Consider the following 13,993-nt stretch of genomic DNA (forward strand, 5'->3'; position numbering starts at 1 on the left):
CATGCAGCACTTTTACCGGAAGGCCCTCGGCGCGTTCGTGCTGCTGCTGGCCGCCGACGCGCTGATCGCGGGTTTCTGCATCCATCGCAGCGCGCCGTCCGCTTCGCTCCTGCCGCGGGATCGCACGGCGCCGCACTGGCACGCCGCCGCCATCACGGACGCCCCGTTCGGCGGCGCGTCGACGGTGCGCATCCAGGACGCCACGCGGCAATCGCTCCGCTTCGACTTCCGGGTAGCGGACGCCATCCCGCATCCCTGGGCGTGGGCGGCGCTGCAATTCGATGGGACGGCGGATCTGTCGAAGTACTCGACCGTTTCCTTCCTCGCGAAATGCGCGCCCGCCAATGCGCTGACCCTCAACATCGCCGTGCTCGAAGGTGGTGTCGCGAAGCCCGCCATGACTTTCTTTTCCTGCAACGAGAAAGGCATGCCGGTCTCGCTGGATCTCACGCGTTTGTCCATTCCGGACTGGTGGTACGACGCCGAACACGTCGACATCGCACGCCGGTCGTATGCGCTGGACCGTGTCATCAAGCTGGAATTCGGCGCCAGCCAGTACAGCCCGCACGGGCTCGATGCGCAGGTCGAGATCAGCGATCTCACGCTGCATGGCCGCGACGACCGCTACCTCGTCGCGCTGGCGACGGTTCTGGTGGCCGGCTGGACCGCCTTCGGCATCGGGTTCTTCCGGGCGCAGTCGCGCGCCCTCGGGGCGACGGTGGCGGCCCGGCTCAGGAAGGATCTGTCGTTCGTGGCATACCGCCAGTTGACCGTCGAACGGTTCGAGGACAAGGAAAAGGCCGCCATCCTGCGCTTCATCGCGACCCATTACGCGCAAGCCGGACTGGACCTGGACGCCGTCGCCGCCGGCACGGGCGCGACCCGCGGCAAAGTCAATGACGTGCTGAAGACGGAACTCGGCATGACATTTGCCGGCTACCTGAAGAAGCTGAGGTTGACCGAAGCGGCCAGGTTGCTGACCGATGAAGCCGGTGCGACCGTGGCAGAAATCGCGTATTCGGTGGGGTATGCCAATGGTTCGTATTTCAACAAGCTGTTCAAGGAAGAATACGGTTGTTCTCCCAGGGAGTTCAGGAGGCTAGCAAACAAGCGCGAAATGACTTCCGACTATTACGACGCCTGATACCGCCCCTTCAGTTGCTCTGCGGTTATCCAATCAATGATATTGCAAAGTCAGCGTGACCTGACTCGGCCCCAGCCATGACGGATCGCGACAAATCAATCTTCTTTGGATTCCAGACGCCTTAATGCGTTAGGAATGAGTTTTTCACTGAATCCGGAAATTACACAGATCGCCATAATCGCCAGATAACTATTCGGCGATTTTGTTAAAAATGAAAGTAATACATCACTGGCAATCAGGAGATACGCTATGACACCGAAGAAAGCCGCCAGCAAGATTCGTTGAGCACCATAAACCGAATATTTCCAAGAGCTCAAGGCCCGCTCAAACTCAATCTCGCGCAAATTCATGCATATAGAAACAAACCCTCCCACTGATGAAAAAGTCGCCGCATACAAGAAATTTTTGACTAGAGGAATATGCAAAATCCACGAACCCGCCCGGCAGACATATAAAATGAAAGAAACGAGTATGAAAATACAAACCAAAACAAATGCGGCGCCGACATATCGCATGCGCCCAGATGAGATGGACTCATACTCTTCATGAACCTGCTTATTAATCTTTTGAAATATTTGGCGAGCTGTATCAATATCGCCGCGAATTGCCGTCGACACCGCTGCGGCTGCGCGGTGCTTGATTGACTTGTCGTACACTCCCTTATAAAGAATTGACCTGAACTCTCCGAGCTCGGGCTTTATCTTTTCATACTGACGAACATAGCCGTTTGGATCTTCTTCCAGCTGAGTATCGACAAGAACACGAAACGATTCTGATTCCTTCTGATCTGCAATTTCATAGATTAAAAAATCGTCGCCCCTTGAATAAATTCTACTGATCGTATTGCCGCTATTATCCAACGCACCAACTTTATATTCCAGCATTCGCTCTCGCTGTTTCTTTGCGTATTCTTGCTCCTGCACGGTGCGCGGATAACAGACGACGTTTGTTTTCGAAGCAACGGGTTTGCTTGTAGAATTCGAACCAGGGGTGGCTTTACGACGCGTGCGCAGTTTTCCAGCAAATGCCATGATATAGCAGAGAGTAAATAAAGTAGAAGTGGACAAGTACGCAGCCCATGCAGGGGCGTCCTCGAATCAAAAATCAAGTGGCCATGAAAAACACCCGCCCGGCATAATTGCGGCCGAGTGCCATATCGCTTCCGTGATTGTAAATCCGCAACGATCAGGCCGCAAATTTTTGTTTTATAGCAAGCGCTTGAAATGACGATTTCATGTCCAAGATAAGTTGCGCGGACCTTTCGTTGGCTCGCTCGCTCCTCTGTCAGCAGCATGGCGAACGCTTTTGTCTCGCCATCTAAAAAAATCTGCCGAAATTCATGCAAATTTCTGCACACACCGGGAATTTCCGCAATAAGCGTTAGAGAGCCGCCTGGCAGATGCCTACGATCGAGGGCCAAGAATATCGATTGGAGGAGTCCATCTTGAACAGGAAATACCACATGCTAGCCGCCATCCCTGCCCTGCTCGCGGCATGTCTGTCCGGTTGCAGCGGGGGCAGCGGTGTCATCAACGCGCCCGACGTGCAGGCGGGCGCCGGCGGCGCGGCCGCGGCCGCCCCCGTCCTGTCGGTGCCGGCCAGCCTGGGCGTCCATGAAGGCTTGACCGCGACCTTCCTGCTCCCGACGGCGACCGTCGCCGGCGGGCGTACCGCCACGTGGTCCATCGCCGGCAGCGATGCGGCGCGCTTCAAGATCGATCCGGCGACCGGCGCGCTCTCGTTCCGCCAGGCGCCGGACACCGCGCATCCCGGCGACGCCGATGGCCACAACGACTACGACCTCAGCGTGCAGGTCAGCGACGGCCAGCGCACCAGCCAGGCCCCGCTGAAGATACAAGTGCTTCCGTGGAACGACGGCGGCGCGGCCGGCCTGCCGCTGCCGCTGGCGGCGAGCGACGTGGTCCGGCCCGGCGGCACCACGGGGCAGCCCGGGCTGCGCGTGCTCGACTGGGCCGGCTTCAAGGCCGCCCTGTCCTATACCTTCGACGACTCGCAGCCGTCGCAGATCGATCACTATCCGGACCTGAGGGCGCAGCGCGTCCGCGTCACGTATTACGTCAACCCGGTCGCCAACTGGTATCCCAACTACGACGCCACGTGGAAGGACGCCGTCGCCCAGGGTTCGGAAATCGGCAACCACACGACCCACCACTGCCGGGCCGCCGAACTGACCGACAACGATCCGAATACCTGTCCGGCAAGCCTGGGCAGCGCCGGGGCCGAGTTCGACGACACCGGCGTCTACATCCGCACGAAGCTCGGACAGTCCGCCGTCTGGACGTCCGCCTACCCGTTCGGCGACACGGACTACAAGGCGGCGGCCGCAGCCCGCTTCCTCGTTTCGCGCGGCGTGTGGCCGGGCATGGTGGCGCCCGGCACGGGCAGCGACGCGCAGAACCTGCCGCTCGCCGAGTTCCCGGGCGACCCGTCCAAATTCGACAGCGCCGCGAACCAGGGCCGCTGGATGATCTATCTGTTCCACACGCTGCTGCCCACCACGCAGGACTGGGGCGGCGGGGTGGACATCGGCGCGGTCACCGGCAACATGGCCCATGCCAAGGCGCTGGGCACGGTATGGATCGACAGCGTGGTCAACGTCGGCGCCTACTGGCGCGGCCAGCAGTTGCTGCAGGCGGCCACGCCCACCGCCAGCGCCGGCGTGACGACCTGGCGCTGGACGCTGCCGGCCGACTTCCCGTCGGGCCGCAAGCTGCGCGTCGTGGTGAACGGCGGCACGCTGTCGCAGAACGGCAAGCCCCTGGCCTGGGATCGCCGCGGCTACTACGAGGTGTCGCTCGATACGCAGTCGCTGAGCTGGACGCAGTAGCGGCTACAATGATTCTCCCCGCGCGGGAGAATCACGAACGAGGCCCATGCAAGAGTTCTACAAGAAGGCGCTGGTTGCGCTCATCCTCGTCCTGGTGGCCGATGCGCTGGTCGCCTGGTTCTGCATCCGCCAAAGCCACCCGTCCGCCTCGCTCATTCCCAGGGAACGAGGCGGCGTGCACTGGCGCCCGGACGTCATCACGGACGCCATCCTGGGTGGCACGTCGACCATTCGCATCCTGGAACCGGGCCGCGCTGCGCTTCGCTTCGACTTCCGGGTCACGCCCGCCGCCAGTTATCCCTACGTGGCGGCCGAAATGCTGCTGGAAGATGGCCAGGCCAAGGCGGGGCCGGCGGACCTGTCGACGTACACCACCGTCACGTTCGTCGCCCGATGCGCGCCCGCCAATTCACTGCTGTTCAGCCTGTCCACGTTCGCCCCGGGCATCTCGACGCCGGGCCTGTTTCATACCTACCCGTCGCCGCTCACCTACTTCTCCTGCAGCGAGCAGGGAACGCCGGTATCGCTGGACCTGACCCGCCTGACGATTCCTCCATGGTGGTTCCAGACGGCGAAGGTCGACCCGGCGCGCCAGTCCTACGATCTGGGGCAGGTCGGCAGATTCGTGTTCGGCGTCACCCAGAAGAGTCCGCGCGACACCGATTCCAGGGTCGAGATCAGCGAATTCACGCTGCACGGCCACGACGAGCGCTACGCCGTCGCGCTGGCGGTCATCTCGGTGATCGGCTGGGGCGCGTTCGCCGCCTGGTTCCTGCACGGACACGCGCGGGCGCTCGTCGCCAGCCTGCAGTCGCAACTGAACAACGACAGGCAGTTCGTCGCCTACCGGCAGCTGACCCTGGAACCGTTCAGGGACAAGGAAAAGGCCGCCATCCTCCACTACATCGGCACCCATTACATGAACCCCGACCTGGACATGGGCACGGTGACGGCGCGGATCGGCGCGGACCGCGACAAGATCAACGAGATCCTGAAGTCGGAGCTCGGCATGACCTTCACGGCCTACGTCAATCAATTGCGGCTGACGGCAGCGGCGCGGCTGCTGACCGACCAGGCCGGCATGCCCATCGCGGACATCGCGTTCGCGGTCGGTTATGCGAACGTCTCGTACTTCAACAAGCTGTTCAAGGAAGAATATGGCTGCACGCCCGGGGCGTTCCGGCGTCACGGAACCCGCATGGGCCTGCCGGAGCGGTGACGCCGAGCCGGCGCGCCAGACCCGCCCGGACGTCCGGCCAGTCGAGGTCGGTGATCGCGAACAGCACGCTGTCGCGCACGTGCCCGGTCCAGGTGACTCTTTCGCGCCGCAGCACGCCTTCGCGCGCGGCGCCCAGTTTCGCGATGGCGGCCTGGCTGCGCACGTTGCGCGCATCCGTCAGCAGCTCGACGCGGCGCATGCCGCTCCCGAACGCGTGCGCCAGCATCAGGTATTTCGCTTCCGCGTTGACGGACGTGGAGCGCACGTCCGGATGGATGAACGTGCCGCCGATTTCCACGGTCTGGCGCGTGGGCTTGATGTTCAGGAAGCTGGTGGTGCCGACGACGGCGCCGGTCGCGACGGCGCGGATGGCGTAGGCGATCCAGCCGCCTTGCGCCACCTGCGCGTTGAGACTGTCCCAGAAGCCGTCGAAGCCGTCGCCCTGCCCGTTGATCGCGAACAGCCGCCACGCGTCGGGGTCGCAATCGAGCGCGCTGCGCACGGGTGCACGGAGCGTCTCGTCGAACGGTTCGAGCCGCACGTGGCGGCCTGCGAGGGGGACGGGGTTCATGTCCCCCATGATAGCAGAGCGTTAATGAACAGACGGCTGCGGCGTGGTGATGCCCGCGCCGGCACCCCGCGGCCGGTAGGCCTGGGCGGCCTGGTGGGTATCGTCGTATTCCTTGAAGCTGGCGATCTTGCCGCCGGCGACGCGGAAGACATGGCACCAGTCGCCGCTGAACTCGGCGCCGGTGGCCTTGACGACGAACGTGCCGTGGCCCTGCACGACCACCTGGTCATCCTGGGCGATGAAGCGGTCCGGCTGGAATTCGCGCGGTTCCTGGCACTCGGCCAGGATGCGGAAGAAATCGGCCATCTCGCTCACGCCATGGCGTTTGCCGCTGAACGGAATGCCTTCCACCTCGGGCAGTTCCCAGTCGATGTCCTGCGCGGCCAGGCCAAGCAGCGTTGGAATGTCGCCCCTGCCGTACGCGTCGTACGCCTGCTTGATCAGGCTGATGTTGGCTTGCTCGTTCATGATCCTCTTCCTGAAAGTCGATGATCGGACTTCCAGTATCGCTTCCGCGCCGGGGATTTCAAGGGTGGTCAGGTGGTCACGCTGAACGGCACGCCCACGTCGTTCCACGCCTCCGCCTCTTTTTCGAACCAGGCGGCGACCGTCGGGTGCTGGCGCAGCCAGCCGCGCGGCGTCTCGATGTCGATCCGGCCCTTCATGCGCAGGCGGACGGCGTCCACGTCGCCATCCACGCGCGCGTGCATGAACACGGCGGCAAGGCGCAATGCGAGCACCGCCTTGGACAGGTCGGGCACGCCCAATACCTCCCGCACCTTGCGCAGGTTGCCCTTCTGGCCCAGCACGATGAGGCTCATCAGCCGCTGCTCGCGCGCCGTGAATCCGGGCAGGTCGGCGTGTTCGACGATGTAGGCCGCGTGCTTGTGCGCGCCCGTGTGCGAGACTGCCTGCCCCACCTCGTGCAGCATGGCGCTGCGCAGCAGGTGGTGGACGACGGCTTCGTCCTGCGGCGCCAGCTTGTCGAACAGGGTCTTCGCGATGGCCGCCGTGCGCGCGGCGCGCTGTGCGTCGACGCCGAAGCGGCGCATGCAGTCCTGGATGGCCAGGTCGCGGCGGTCGTGGCGGTTGGCGCGCAGTTCCAGGTCGGACAGCACGCCGAGGCGCAGGCCGGCGTTAATCGCTGTCATGGCGGCAACCCCCAGCTCCTGCATCACGCCGATCAGGATCGACAGGCCGCCCGTCATCACGATCACGCGCTCGCGTTTCACGCCCGGCAGGTCGAACGCGTCGACGTGACCGAGTTCGACCAGCTTGTCGCGCAGCGCGAGCAGGCTCGCCAGCGACATCGTGCCGTCGCCGATCCGGTTGCGCGAGATGACCTCGTTAATCGCGCGCATCGTGCCCGACGAGCCGTAGACCGCATCCCAGCCATGCTGGCGGTACTGGTCGGCCAGGTCCTCGAACTGGGCGCGCGCCGCGTTGACGGCCGTCTCGAACGCGTCCGCGCTGATGTGGCCACCGCGGAAATACGTGGCGCTCTGCGGATGCGTGCCGGTGCTGAACGATTCGACGATATGGATGTCGTCGCCGTGCGCCGCGATCACTTCCGTCGAGCCGCCGCCGATGTCGATCACGAGCCGCCGCCCGGTGCGCCGGCCCAGTGCGCGTGCGACGCCCATGTAGATCAGGCGCCCTTCTTCCTCGCCGGAGATGATCTCGATCGGATGGCCGATCGCCTCTTCCATGCGCGGCAGCACGGCCTGTGCATTGGTGGCCACGCGCATCGTGTTGGTCGCGACGACGCGCACCGCGTCCAGCCGGAACTGGCGCAGGATGCCGCTGAAGTCACGCAGGGTGCGCAGCGCCGTCTCGACCGCTGCTTCGGACAGCGCATTGTCCGGGCCGAGGCCGGCCGCGAGGCGGATCGGGTCGCGCGCCGTGCGCACGATGTGGATCTGGCCCGCAATCGGCTCGCCGATGTGCAGGCGGAAGGAGTTGGAGCCGAGGTCGACTGCTGCGTACATGGATGGGCTCGCGTTGAGTGGCGTTGACGGCAGTATAACGGCCCCCGGCGCTCCCGCGTCTCCCGTTACGTCTTCAGGGAACGCCATCAACGCAGCGCCTCCTTCAGCACACGGCCTTCCGCGCCCGCCGGACGGCGTACGTGCAGGATCTGCGCCAGCGTCGGGGCGATGTCGACGACTTCCGCATAGCCGGCCTGCTCGCCCGGGCGGATCCAGCGCCTGCCCATGATCAATAACGGCACCGAGGTGTCGTACTGCCACGGCGTGCCATGGCTCGCGCCCGACGATCCGCTGCTGAAGATCGTGTACGGCGTCGTGACCACCAGCAGGTCGCCGGACAGCTGGCTGTTCCACGCCCGCTGCATCAGCGTGCCGAGGCGCGATGTCGCGGCGACGCCCTGCTCCAGCTGCGTGCGCGTGAAGACTGCCGAGATGCCCGGCTGCGCCAGCAGGAACCGGGCGGCGGCGTTTTCCACGTCGGCGCGGACGAGGCCCCTACTGACGATGGCGTCGTCGTCCAGGTGGATGTCGGGCAGCAGCGACGTCTTGACCAGTTTCGCGCCGCCGAAGCGTTCGGCCAGCGCGGCGTTCAGGTTCTGGAGCAGCGTCTTCGGATTCACGCGCAGCGCGTCCGCATGCTGCGTGCGCGCGAACTCGGCCGTGTTGGCGAAGCCGTGGTCGGCCGTCAGCACGACGAGCACGTTGTCCAGGCCCACGCGCTTGTCGAGGAACGCGAAGAATTCGCCGATCTTGCGGTCGATCTGCTGCAGGTGGTCGTGCGACATGCGGCTTTCCGGGCCGTACGCGTGGTTCACGTAATCGTGGCCGGACAGGCTCACGCCCAGCAGGTCCGGCGCGCCGGTCGGATTGCGGCCCAGCTGCTCGCCGTCGACCGCGGCCTCCGCGAACTCGAGGGTCAGTTCATCCACGGCCGGGCTCACCTTCAAGCGGCCATAATAGTCGGCGGCCGGCTTGCCGCTCTCGCTGTAGAACGTGAAAGGAAAACGGTTCGGCCTGGACGTCGTCGCTTCCGGGTACGGGGCGTCGTCCGCGTAGGCCTTGTCGTCCAGCAGCGGCTTCCACGACTTCGCATAGTAGCGGTCCTGCGGTTTCGAAGCGCGGAAGCGTTCGACCCAGGCCGGATACTTGTCCATGTAATAGGTGCTGCTGGCAAAGTCACCCGTCTTGTCCATGAACATGTACGCGGTGCCCGTCTTGCCCGCGAGCAGGATCGCGCCGCGGTCCTTGCCGGACACGGTCACGACCTTGCTGCGGTTGCCGGTGGCGTAGCGCAACTGGTCGCCGAGGGTGTCCACGCGCAGGTTCGCGGGCGACGTGCCGTCGTGCGGGTCCGTCTCTTCGTCGATGTAGTGGTAACGGGTGTCCTCGGTGCAATAGACCTGCTTGCCGTCCGGAGCGATCCAGTTGTTGCCGATGATGCCATGCCGGTAAGGATACGCGCCGGTCAGCACGGCCGAGTGGCCGATGGCCGTCACGGTGATGCCGTGCGCCTGATGGGCATCCGTGAACGACGCGCCCTGCTCCAGCAGCCGGCGCAGGCCGCCGGGGCCGAACTGGTCGCGGTAGCGCTGGACCTGCTCGGCCGGCAGGCCGTCGATGACCACCACGACCACGAGCTTCGGCGGCTTCACCTGCGCGGCGGCCTGGCCGGATGCGGCCGGCTTGTCGGCGCCCGCGGCGGGGGCCAATGCGGGCAGCCACAGCGCGGAACAGGTGATCAGGGTGAGCGAAGTCTTCAGCCAGGACGGTCTCATGCGGTCGGTCTTTCTGTCGGGTTGCTGGTGTTGGCAATCGTACATTGTATTAAGGCCAGATGTCAGTTCCGTGACAGGCAGGTCAGCCGGCGAAGTGCGCCGCCAACCCCAGCGCCCGAAAACGCTCGACGACGAAATCGACGAACACCCGCGTCTTGGCGGGCAGCAGCCGCCGGTTCGAATAGTAGAGGAACAACGGCCCCGTCTCTGCATACCAGTCCGGCAGGATGCGCACGAGGCGCCCGTCCGCCAGCAGCGGCCCAGCGTGCGGCGCGGGCAGCAGCGCGATGCCGAGACCGGCGGCGGCCGCATGCGCCATCGCTTCCGGATCGTCCAGCACGGCCACGGGCCGCGGATCGTAAGGCGCCACGCGGCCCGCGTCGTCGCGCAGCGTGAGTACCTGCAGCCGGCCCGTGCGGATCGAGCGGCGCGCGATGCCGTCGTGCGCGGCCAGGTCGTCCGGATGCGTGGGCGTGCCGCGTCGGGCCAGGTAGTCGGGCGACGCCGCGAGCACGATGCGCACCCGCGCCAGCTCGCGCGCGACGACGCCCTGCGGCAGCTCGACGCCGCCGCCGATCGCGACGTCGAACCCTTCCGCGATCAGGTCGACCTGGCGGTTATCGAAGTGCAGGTCGGGCAGCACCTCGGGATAGCGGCGGCGGAATTCCGCCAGCATCGGCACGAAATGCATGCGCCCGACGGCCGGCGCCATCGCCACCTTCAGCGGCCCCGCGGCGCGGTTGGCGCCCTGGCGCACGACGGCCATCGCGTCCTGGATGCGGTGCCAGGGCTCGGCCACCTCGCGCAGCAACTGCTCGCCCTCCTCCGTCAGGCTCAGCTTGCGCGTGCTGCGCCGGAACAGGCGCACGCCCAGGTTCGCCTCGAGCCGGGCCACGTTCTTGCTGACACCGGCCGGCGTCAGGCCCAGGCGGCGCGCCGCCGCCGAAAAGCCGCCGTCCTCGGCGCTGTAGATGAAGGAATCCAGATGCTCCATGGCCGACCTTTAACTAAGGGTTGAAAGTCTTGTGCTTTTTGACCGGCTAGTTTGAACCGGGAGTTGGAATGATACTGCAGACATCAACCACCCCAACCGAATGGAGAGCATCATGGCAAACACGAACCTGAACGACAAAGTCGCCTTCGTCACCGGCGGATCGCGCGGCATCGGCGCGGCCATCGTGGAGCGTCTTGCGCGCGACGGCGCGGCGGTCGCCTTCACCTACCAGTCATCGGACGACGCCGCGCAGGCGCTGGCCGGCCGCATCGAAGCGGCCGGCGGCCGGGCCCTCGCGCTGCGCGCCGACGTGGCCGATGCGCAGGCGCTCGCCGCCGCCATCGACACGGCCGCGCGCAAATTCGGCCGGCTGGACATCGTCGTCAACAACGCGGGCGTCTTCCTCGGCGGCCACGTGACGGAATTCTCGCTCGCCGACTTCGACAAGACGGTCGCCGTGAACGTGCGCGCCGTGTTCGCCGCGGCGCAAGCGGCCGCGCGCCACCTGCCGGACGGCGGCCGCATCATCAACATCGGCAGCACGAACGCGCTGCGGATGCCGTTCGCCGGCGGCGCGGTGTACGCGATGAGCAAGTCGGCCCTGACGGGCCTCGTGAAAGGCCTGGCGCGCGACCTGGGGCCGCGCGGCATCACCGTCAACAACGTGCTGCCGGGGCCCGTCGATACGGACATGAATCCGGCCGACACGGATTTCGGCAAATCGCTGCACGGCTTCATGGCCCTGCCGCGCCATGGCCGGCCGGAAGAAGTCGCGGCGATGGTCGCCTGGGTGGCGAGCCCGGAGGCGAGCTTCGTCACGGGGTCGGACCTGGCGGTCGACGGCGGCTTCGCAGCGTAAACCGGGGTTCAGTCGACGCGCTTGACGGACTCGCGCACGACGAGGTTCAGCTGCGGCACCTCGATGTCGAGCATCTCGTGCCCGATCATCTTGACGATCGCGCGGCCCAGGCATTTGCCGACGTCGAACAGCGGCTGGCGCACGGTGGTCAGCGGCGGCGTCGTGTACATCGAGCTGTGCAGGTCGTCGAAGCCGATCACCGAAATGTCCTCCGGCACGCGGATGCCGCGCCGGTACAGCGCCAGCCGGGCGCCGTACGCGGTCAGGTCGTTCGCGCAGAAGATCGCGGAAAAGCGCTGGCCCGATTCCAGCAGGCGCTCGACGGCCAGCAGGCCGCTCGATTCCTGGAAGTCGCCGCCGACGATCAGCTGCTGCTGCTCCTTGATCCCGTGCTTCGCCAGCGTGTCGCGGTAGCCGGCCAGGCGGGCCAGCGCATCCTGATGGTCGGACGGGCCGGTGATGAACGCGATGTTGCGGTGGCCTTGCTCGATCAGATAGCTCACCGCCTCGCACGCGCCCCAATAGTTATCCAGGCAGAAGCCGTACGCACGCGGCGCGCTCAGGTCGCGGCCGAAGGCGACGATGGGCACGCGCTGCGACAGTTTCAGGATCTGCGCATCCTTCAATTTACCGCTCAGGATGACGAGGCCGTCCACGCGGCGCGCGATCAGGAGCTCGATGCGCTCGGCCTCCTCGTCCGCATGCCAGTGGCCGGACACGATCAGCGGCGCGTAGCCCGTGCCCTGCAGGGCCTCGTCGATGCCGGCCATGGCGTCGGCGAAGTAGCCCGACACGAGCGACTGCGTCAGGACGCCGATCGTGCGCGAGCTGCCCGTCTTGAGGTTCTGGGCCAGCACATTGGGCTTGTAATTGAGCTTTTCGATGACGCTTTCGATGGCCTGGCGCTTTTCCTCCGACACCTTGGCGGTGCCGTTCAGGAAGCGCGAGACCGTCGCCGCGGACACGCCCGCCACACGGGCGACCTCGTGGACCGTGACCATCGGCGAACTGCTGGAATCCTTTTTCATGCGTTTCGGCCTGCATCGTTACACGGCGGCTGCCGCGAAGCTCGTGAATATACACCAGACATGCCCGTTTGACATGTAGCATTGATGCTTGGAAGGAAAAAATGGTGTTGACACCCTGCCGATGACGCATGTACGATGAAATCGATTTCAAACGAATTCCAAGTTCATCCTCATAACGACTACAACGCGCCATGACCGACTCCATCCGTTTTCCTTCCAACTTCACGTGGGGCGTCGCCACCAGCGCCTTCCAGATCGAAGGCGCCTTTGACGCCGACGGCAAGGGCCCTTCGATCTGGGATACGTTCTCGCACGATCCGGCCAACATCATCGACGGCAGCAACGGCGACGTCGCGTGCGACCACTACAACCGCTACCGCGACGACGTGGCGATGATGGCGTCGCTGGGCGTGAACGCCTACCGCTTCTCGATGGCGTGGGCGCGCGTGCAGCCGACCGGCAAGGGCGCATGGAATGAACCGGGCTTCGATTTCTACACGCGCCTGCTGGACGCGCTGGACGAAAAAGGCATCGTCGCGCACATCACGCTGTACCACTGGGACCTGCCGCAGGGCCTGCAGGACGACGGCGGCTGGATGTCGCGCGACACCGCGCACCGCTTCGCCGACTACGCGGCCGAAGTGGCGCGCCGCTTCGGCAACCGCGTGGCCAGCATCGCCACGCACAACGAGCCGTGGTGCACGGCGAACCTCGGCTACGGCAACGGCCAGTTCGCGCCCGGCGTCGCGGATAAAAAACAGGCGATCCAGGTGTCGCACCACCTGCTGCTGTCGCACGGCCTGGCCATGCAGGCGATGCGCGCGGTGAATCCCACCTGCCAGCTCGGCATCGTGCTGAACCAGTGGACCGCGGAACCGGCCACGGACACGGAAGCCGACCGCCGCCTGGCCGCACTGGAATGGGCCAATTCGGTCGAGTGGTTCATGGACCCGATCTTCAAGCGCCGCTATCCCGCCCTGTCGCTGGAAGCGCATGGCGCGAACGCGCCGGTCGTGCATGCCGGCGACTTCGACATCATCGCCCAGCCGCTCGACTTCCTGGGCGTGAACTACTACCGCCGCGAAGTCATGAGCGCGGAAGTCCCGCCGCGCAAGCCGGAAGGCGGCCTGGGCTTCACCGACATGGGCTGGGAAATCTACCCGCAGGGCCTGACGGACCTGCTCGTGCAGCTGAAACAGGAATACCCGGACCTGCCGCCGGTGTACATTACGGAAAACGGCATGGCCGCGGTCGACAGCGTCGGCGCCGACGGCCAGGTCGACGACACCCAGCGCGTGGAATACGTCCGCACCCACCTCGAGGCCCTGAAGGCCGCGATGGACGCGGGCGTGGACGTGCGCGGCTACTTCCTGTGGAGCCTGATGGACAATTTTGAATGGAATTCCGGCTATGAGAAGCGGTTCGGCATCGTGTATGTCGACTACGCGACCCAGCAGCGCATCCCGAAAGCGAGCGCGCTGTGGTACCGCGACTTCATCGCCGGACAGCGCGCCGCATTGCGCGCAGCCTGACCCCCACGGGGGTGAGGTGAGAAAAACAGGAGACC

General features: G+C 65.3%; 12 protein-coding genes. 5 read left to right on the forward strand and 7 right to left on the reverse strand.

The genetic code is table 11. The annotated features are described in order from the left end of the window. The first annotated feature begins 1 nt into the window (after position 1). Positions 2-1,144, forward strand: a complete 1,143-nt coding sequence (locus ACEN9H_RS17580) for a helix-turn-helix domain-containing protein (protein WP_413671439.1) — start codon at positions 2-4, stop codon at positions 1,142-1,144. A 95-nt stretch (positions 1,145-1,239) separates the two neighbouring features. Here the strand turns inward: ACEN9H_RS17580 and ACEN9H_RS17585 are convergent, their stop codons facing one another. Continuing rightward, complete coding sequence (locus ACEN9H_RS17585; RefSeq protein ID WP_413671440.1) at positions 1,240-2,175, reverse strand: hypothetical protein; 936 nt, start codon at positions 2,173-2,175, stop codon at positions 1,240-1,242. A gap of 431 nt (positions 2,176-2,606) precedes the next feature. On the opposite strand from ACEN9H_RS17585, the gene ACEN9H_RS17590 reads away from it, so the two are divergent. Next, the gene (locus ACEN9H_RS17590) at positions 2,607-3,992 is read left to right on the forward strand and encodes a polysaccharide deacetylase family protein (protein WP_413671441.1); all 1,386 of its coding nucleotides are present in this window, start codon (positions 2,607-2,609) and stop codon (positions 3,990-3,992) included. A 46-nt stretch (positions 3,993-4,038) separates the two neighbouring features. Then, entirely contained in the window at positions 4,039-5,211 is a 1,173-nt protein-coding gene (locus ACEN9H_RS17595) for a helix-turn-helix domain-containing protein (protein ID WP_413671442.1), read from the forward strand. Here ACEN9H_RS17595 and ACEN9H_RS17600 read toward each other — a convergent pair. The 5 genes from ACEN9H_RS17600 to ACEN9H_RS17620 form a co-directional block, all read right to left on the reverse strand. After that, positions 5,138-5,782, reverse strand: a complete 645-nt coding sequence (locus ACEN9H_RS17600; protein WP_160409912.1) for a GNAT family N-acetyltransferase — start codon at positions 5,780-5,782, stop codon at positions 5,138-5,140. The two genes, ACEN9H_RS17595 and ACEN9H_RS17600, sit on opposite strands and share 74 nt — an antisense overlap. 21 nt (positions 5,783-5,803) lie before the next feature. After that, the gene (locus ACEN9H_RS17605; RefSeq protein ID WP_413671443.1) at positions 5,804-6,250 is read right to left on the reverse strand and encodes a nuclear transport factor 2 family protein; all 447 of its coding nucleotides are present in this window, start codon (positions 6,248-6,250) and stop codon (positions 5,804-5,806) included. 68 nt (positions 6,251-6,318) lie between these two features. Beyond that, the gene (locus ACEN9H_RS17610) at positions 6,319-7,770 is read right to left on the reverse strand and encodes a Ppx/GppA family phosphatase (protein WP_413671444.1); all 1,452 of its coding nucleotides are present in this window, start codon (positions 7,768-7,770) and stop codon (positions 6,319-6,321) included. A gap of 86 nt (positions 7,771-7,856) precedes the next feature. After that, positions 7,857-9,545, reverse strand: coding sequence for an alkaline phosphatase family protein (locus tag ACEN9H_RS17615; RefSeq protein WP_413671445.1), 1,689 nt, complete (start codon positions 9,543-9,545; stop codon positions 7,857-7,859). A gap of 82 nt (positions 9,546-9,627) precedes the next feature. Beyond that, on the reverse strand, positions 9,628-10,539 hold the full coding sequence (locus ACEN9H_RS17620) for a LysR family transcriptional regulator (protein ID WP_413671446.1): 912 nt from the start codon (positions 10,537-10,539) through the stop codon (positions 9,628-9,630). Between the two features lie 112 nt (positions 10,540-10,651). Here ACEN9H_RS17620 and ACEN9H_RS17625 point away from each other — a divergent pair, with 112 nt between their 5' ends. Further along, on the forward strand, positions 10,652-11,398 hold the full coding sequence (locus ACEN9H_RS17625; RefSeq protein WP_413671447.1) for an SDR family oxidoreductase: 747 nt from the start codon (positions 10,652-10,654) through the stop codon (positions 11,396-11,398). Positions 11,399-11,406: 8 nt separating this feature from the next. Here the strand turns inward: ACEN9H_RS17625 and ACEN9H_RS17630 are convergent, their stop codons facing one another. Beyond that, positions 11,407-12,426: a LacI family DNA-binding transcriptional regulator gene (locus ACEN9H_RS17630; protein WP_371764946.1), complete on the reverse strand. Its 1,020-nt coding sequence runs from the start codon at positions 12,424-12,426 to the stop codon at positions 11,407-11,409. A 191-nt stretch (positions 12,427-12,617) separates the two neighbouring features. Here ACEN9H_RS17630 and ACEN9H_RS17635 point away from each other — a divergent pair, with 191 nt between their 5' ends. Continuing rightward, positions 12,618-13,958: a GH1 family beta-glucosidase gene (locus ACEN9H_RS17635; RefSeq protein ID WP_056131084.1), complete on the forward strand. Its 1,341-nt coding sequence runs from the start codon at positions 12,618-12,620 to the stop codon at positions 13,956-13,958. Positions 13,959-13,993 lie beyond the last annotated feature (35 nt).

This window comes from Massilia cellulosiltytica (genome assembly GCF_047325105.1).
In the GTDB taxonomy this organism is placed as follows: Bacteria; Pseudomonadota; Gammaproteobacteria; order Burkholderiales; family Burkholderiaceae_D; genus Telluria; species Telluria orientalis.

Bases quoted from the DNA above. Each gene is read 5' to 3' on its own strand.
- ACEN9H_RS17625 (WP_413671447.1), top strand. From the start codon at position 10,652: ATGGCAAACACGAACCTGAACGACAAAGTCGCCTTCGTCACCGGCGGA.
- ACEN9H_RS17635 (WP_056131084.1), top strand. From the start codon at position 12,618: ATGACCGACTCCATCCGTTTTCCTTCCAACTTCACGTGGGGCGTCGCC.
- ACEN9H_RS17620 (WP_413671446.1), bottom strand. From the start codon at position 10,539: ATGGAGCATCTGGATTCCTTCATCTACAGCGCCGAGGACGGCGGCTTT.
- ACEN9H_RS17580 (WP_413671439.1), top strand. From the start codon at position 2: ATGCAGCACTTTTACCGGAAGGCCCTCGGCGCGTTCGTGCTGCTGCTG.
- ACEN9H_RS17590 (WP_413671441.1), top strand. From the start codon at position 2,607: ATGCTAGCCGCCATCCCTGCCCTGCTCGCGGCATGTCTGTCCGGTTGC.
- ACEN9H_RS17600 (WP_160409912.1), bottom strand. From the start codon at position 5,782: ATGAACCCCGTCCCCCTCGCAGGCCGCCACGTGCGGCTCGAACCGTTC.
- ACEN9H_RS17605 (WP_413671443.1), bottom strand. From the start codon at position 6,250: ATGAACGAGCAAGCCAACATCAGCCTGATCAAGCAGGCGTACGACGCG.
- ACEN9H_RS17585 (WP_413671440.1), bottom strand. From the start codon at position 2,175: ATGGCATTTGCTGGAAAACTGCGCACGCGTCGTAAAGCCACCCCTGGT.
- ACEN9H_RS17630 (WP_371764946.1), bottom strand. From the start codon at position 12,426: ATGAAAAAGGATTCCAGCAGTTCGCCGATGGTCACGGTCCACGAGGTC.
- ACEN9H_RS17615 (WP_413671445.1), bottom strand. From the start codon at position 9,545: ATGAGACCGTCCTGGCTGAAGACTTCGCTCACCCTGATCACCTGTTCC.
- ACEN9H_RS17610 (WP_413671444.1), bottom strand. From the start codon at position 7,770: ATGTACGCAGCAGTCGACCTCGGCTCCAACTCCTTCCGCCTGCACATC.
- ACEN9H_RS17595 (WP_413671442.1), top strand. From the start codon at position 4,039: ATGCAAGAGTTCTACAAGAAGGCGCTGGTTGCGCTCATCCTCGTCCTG.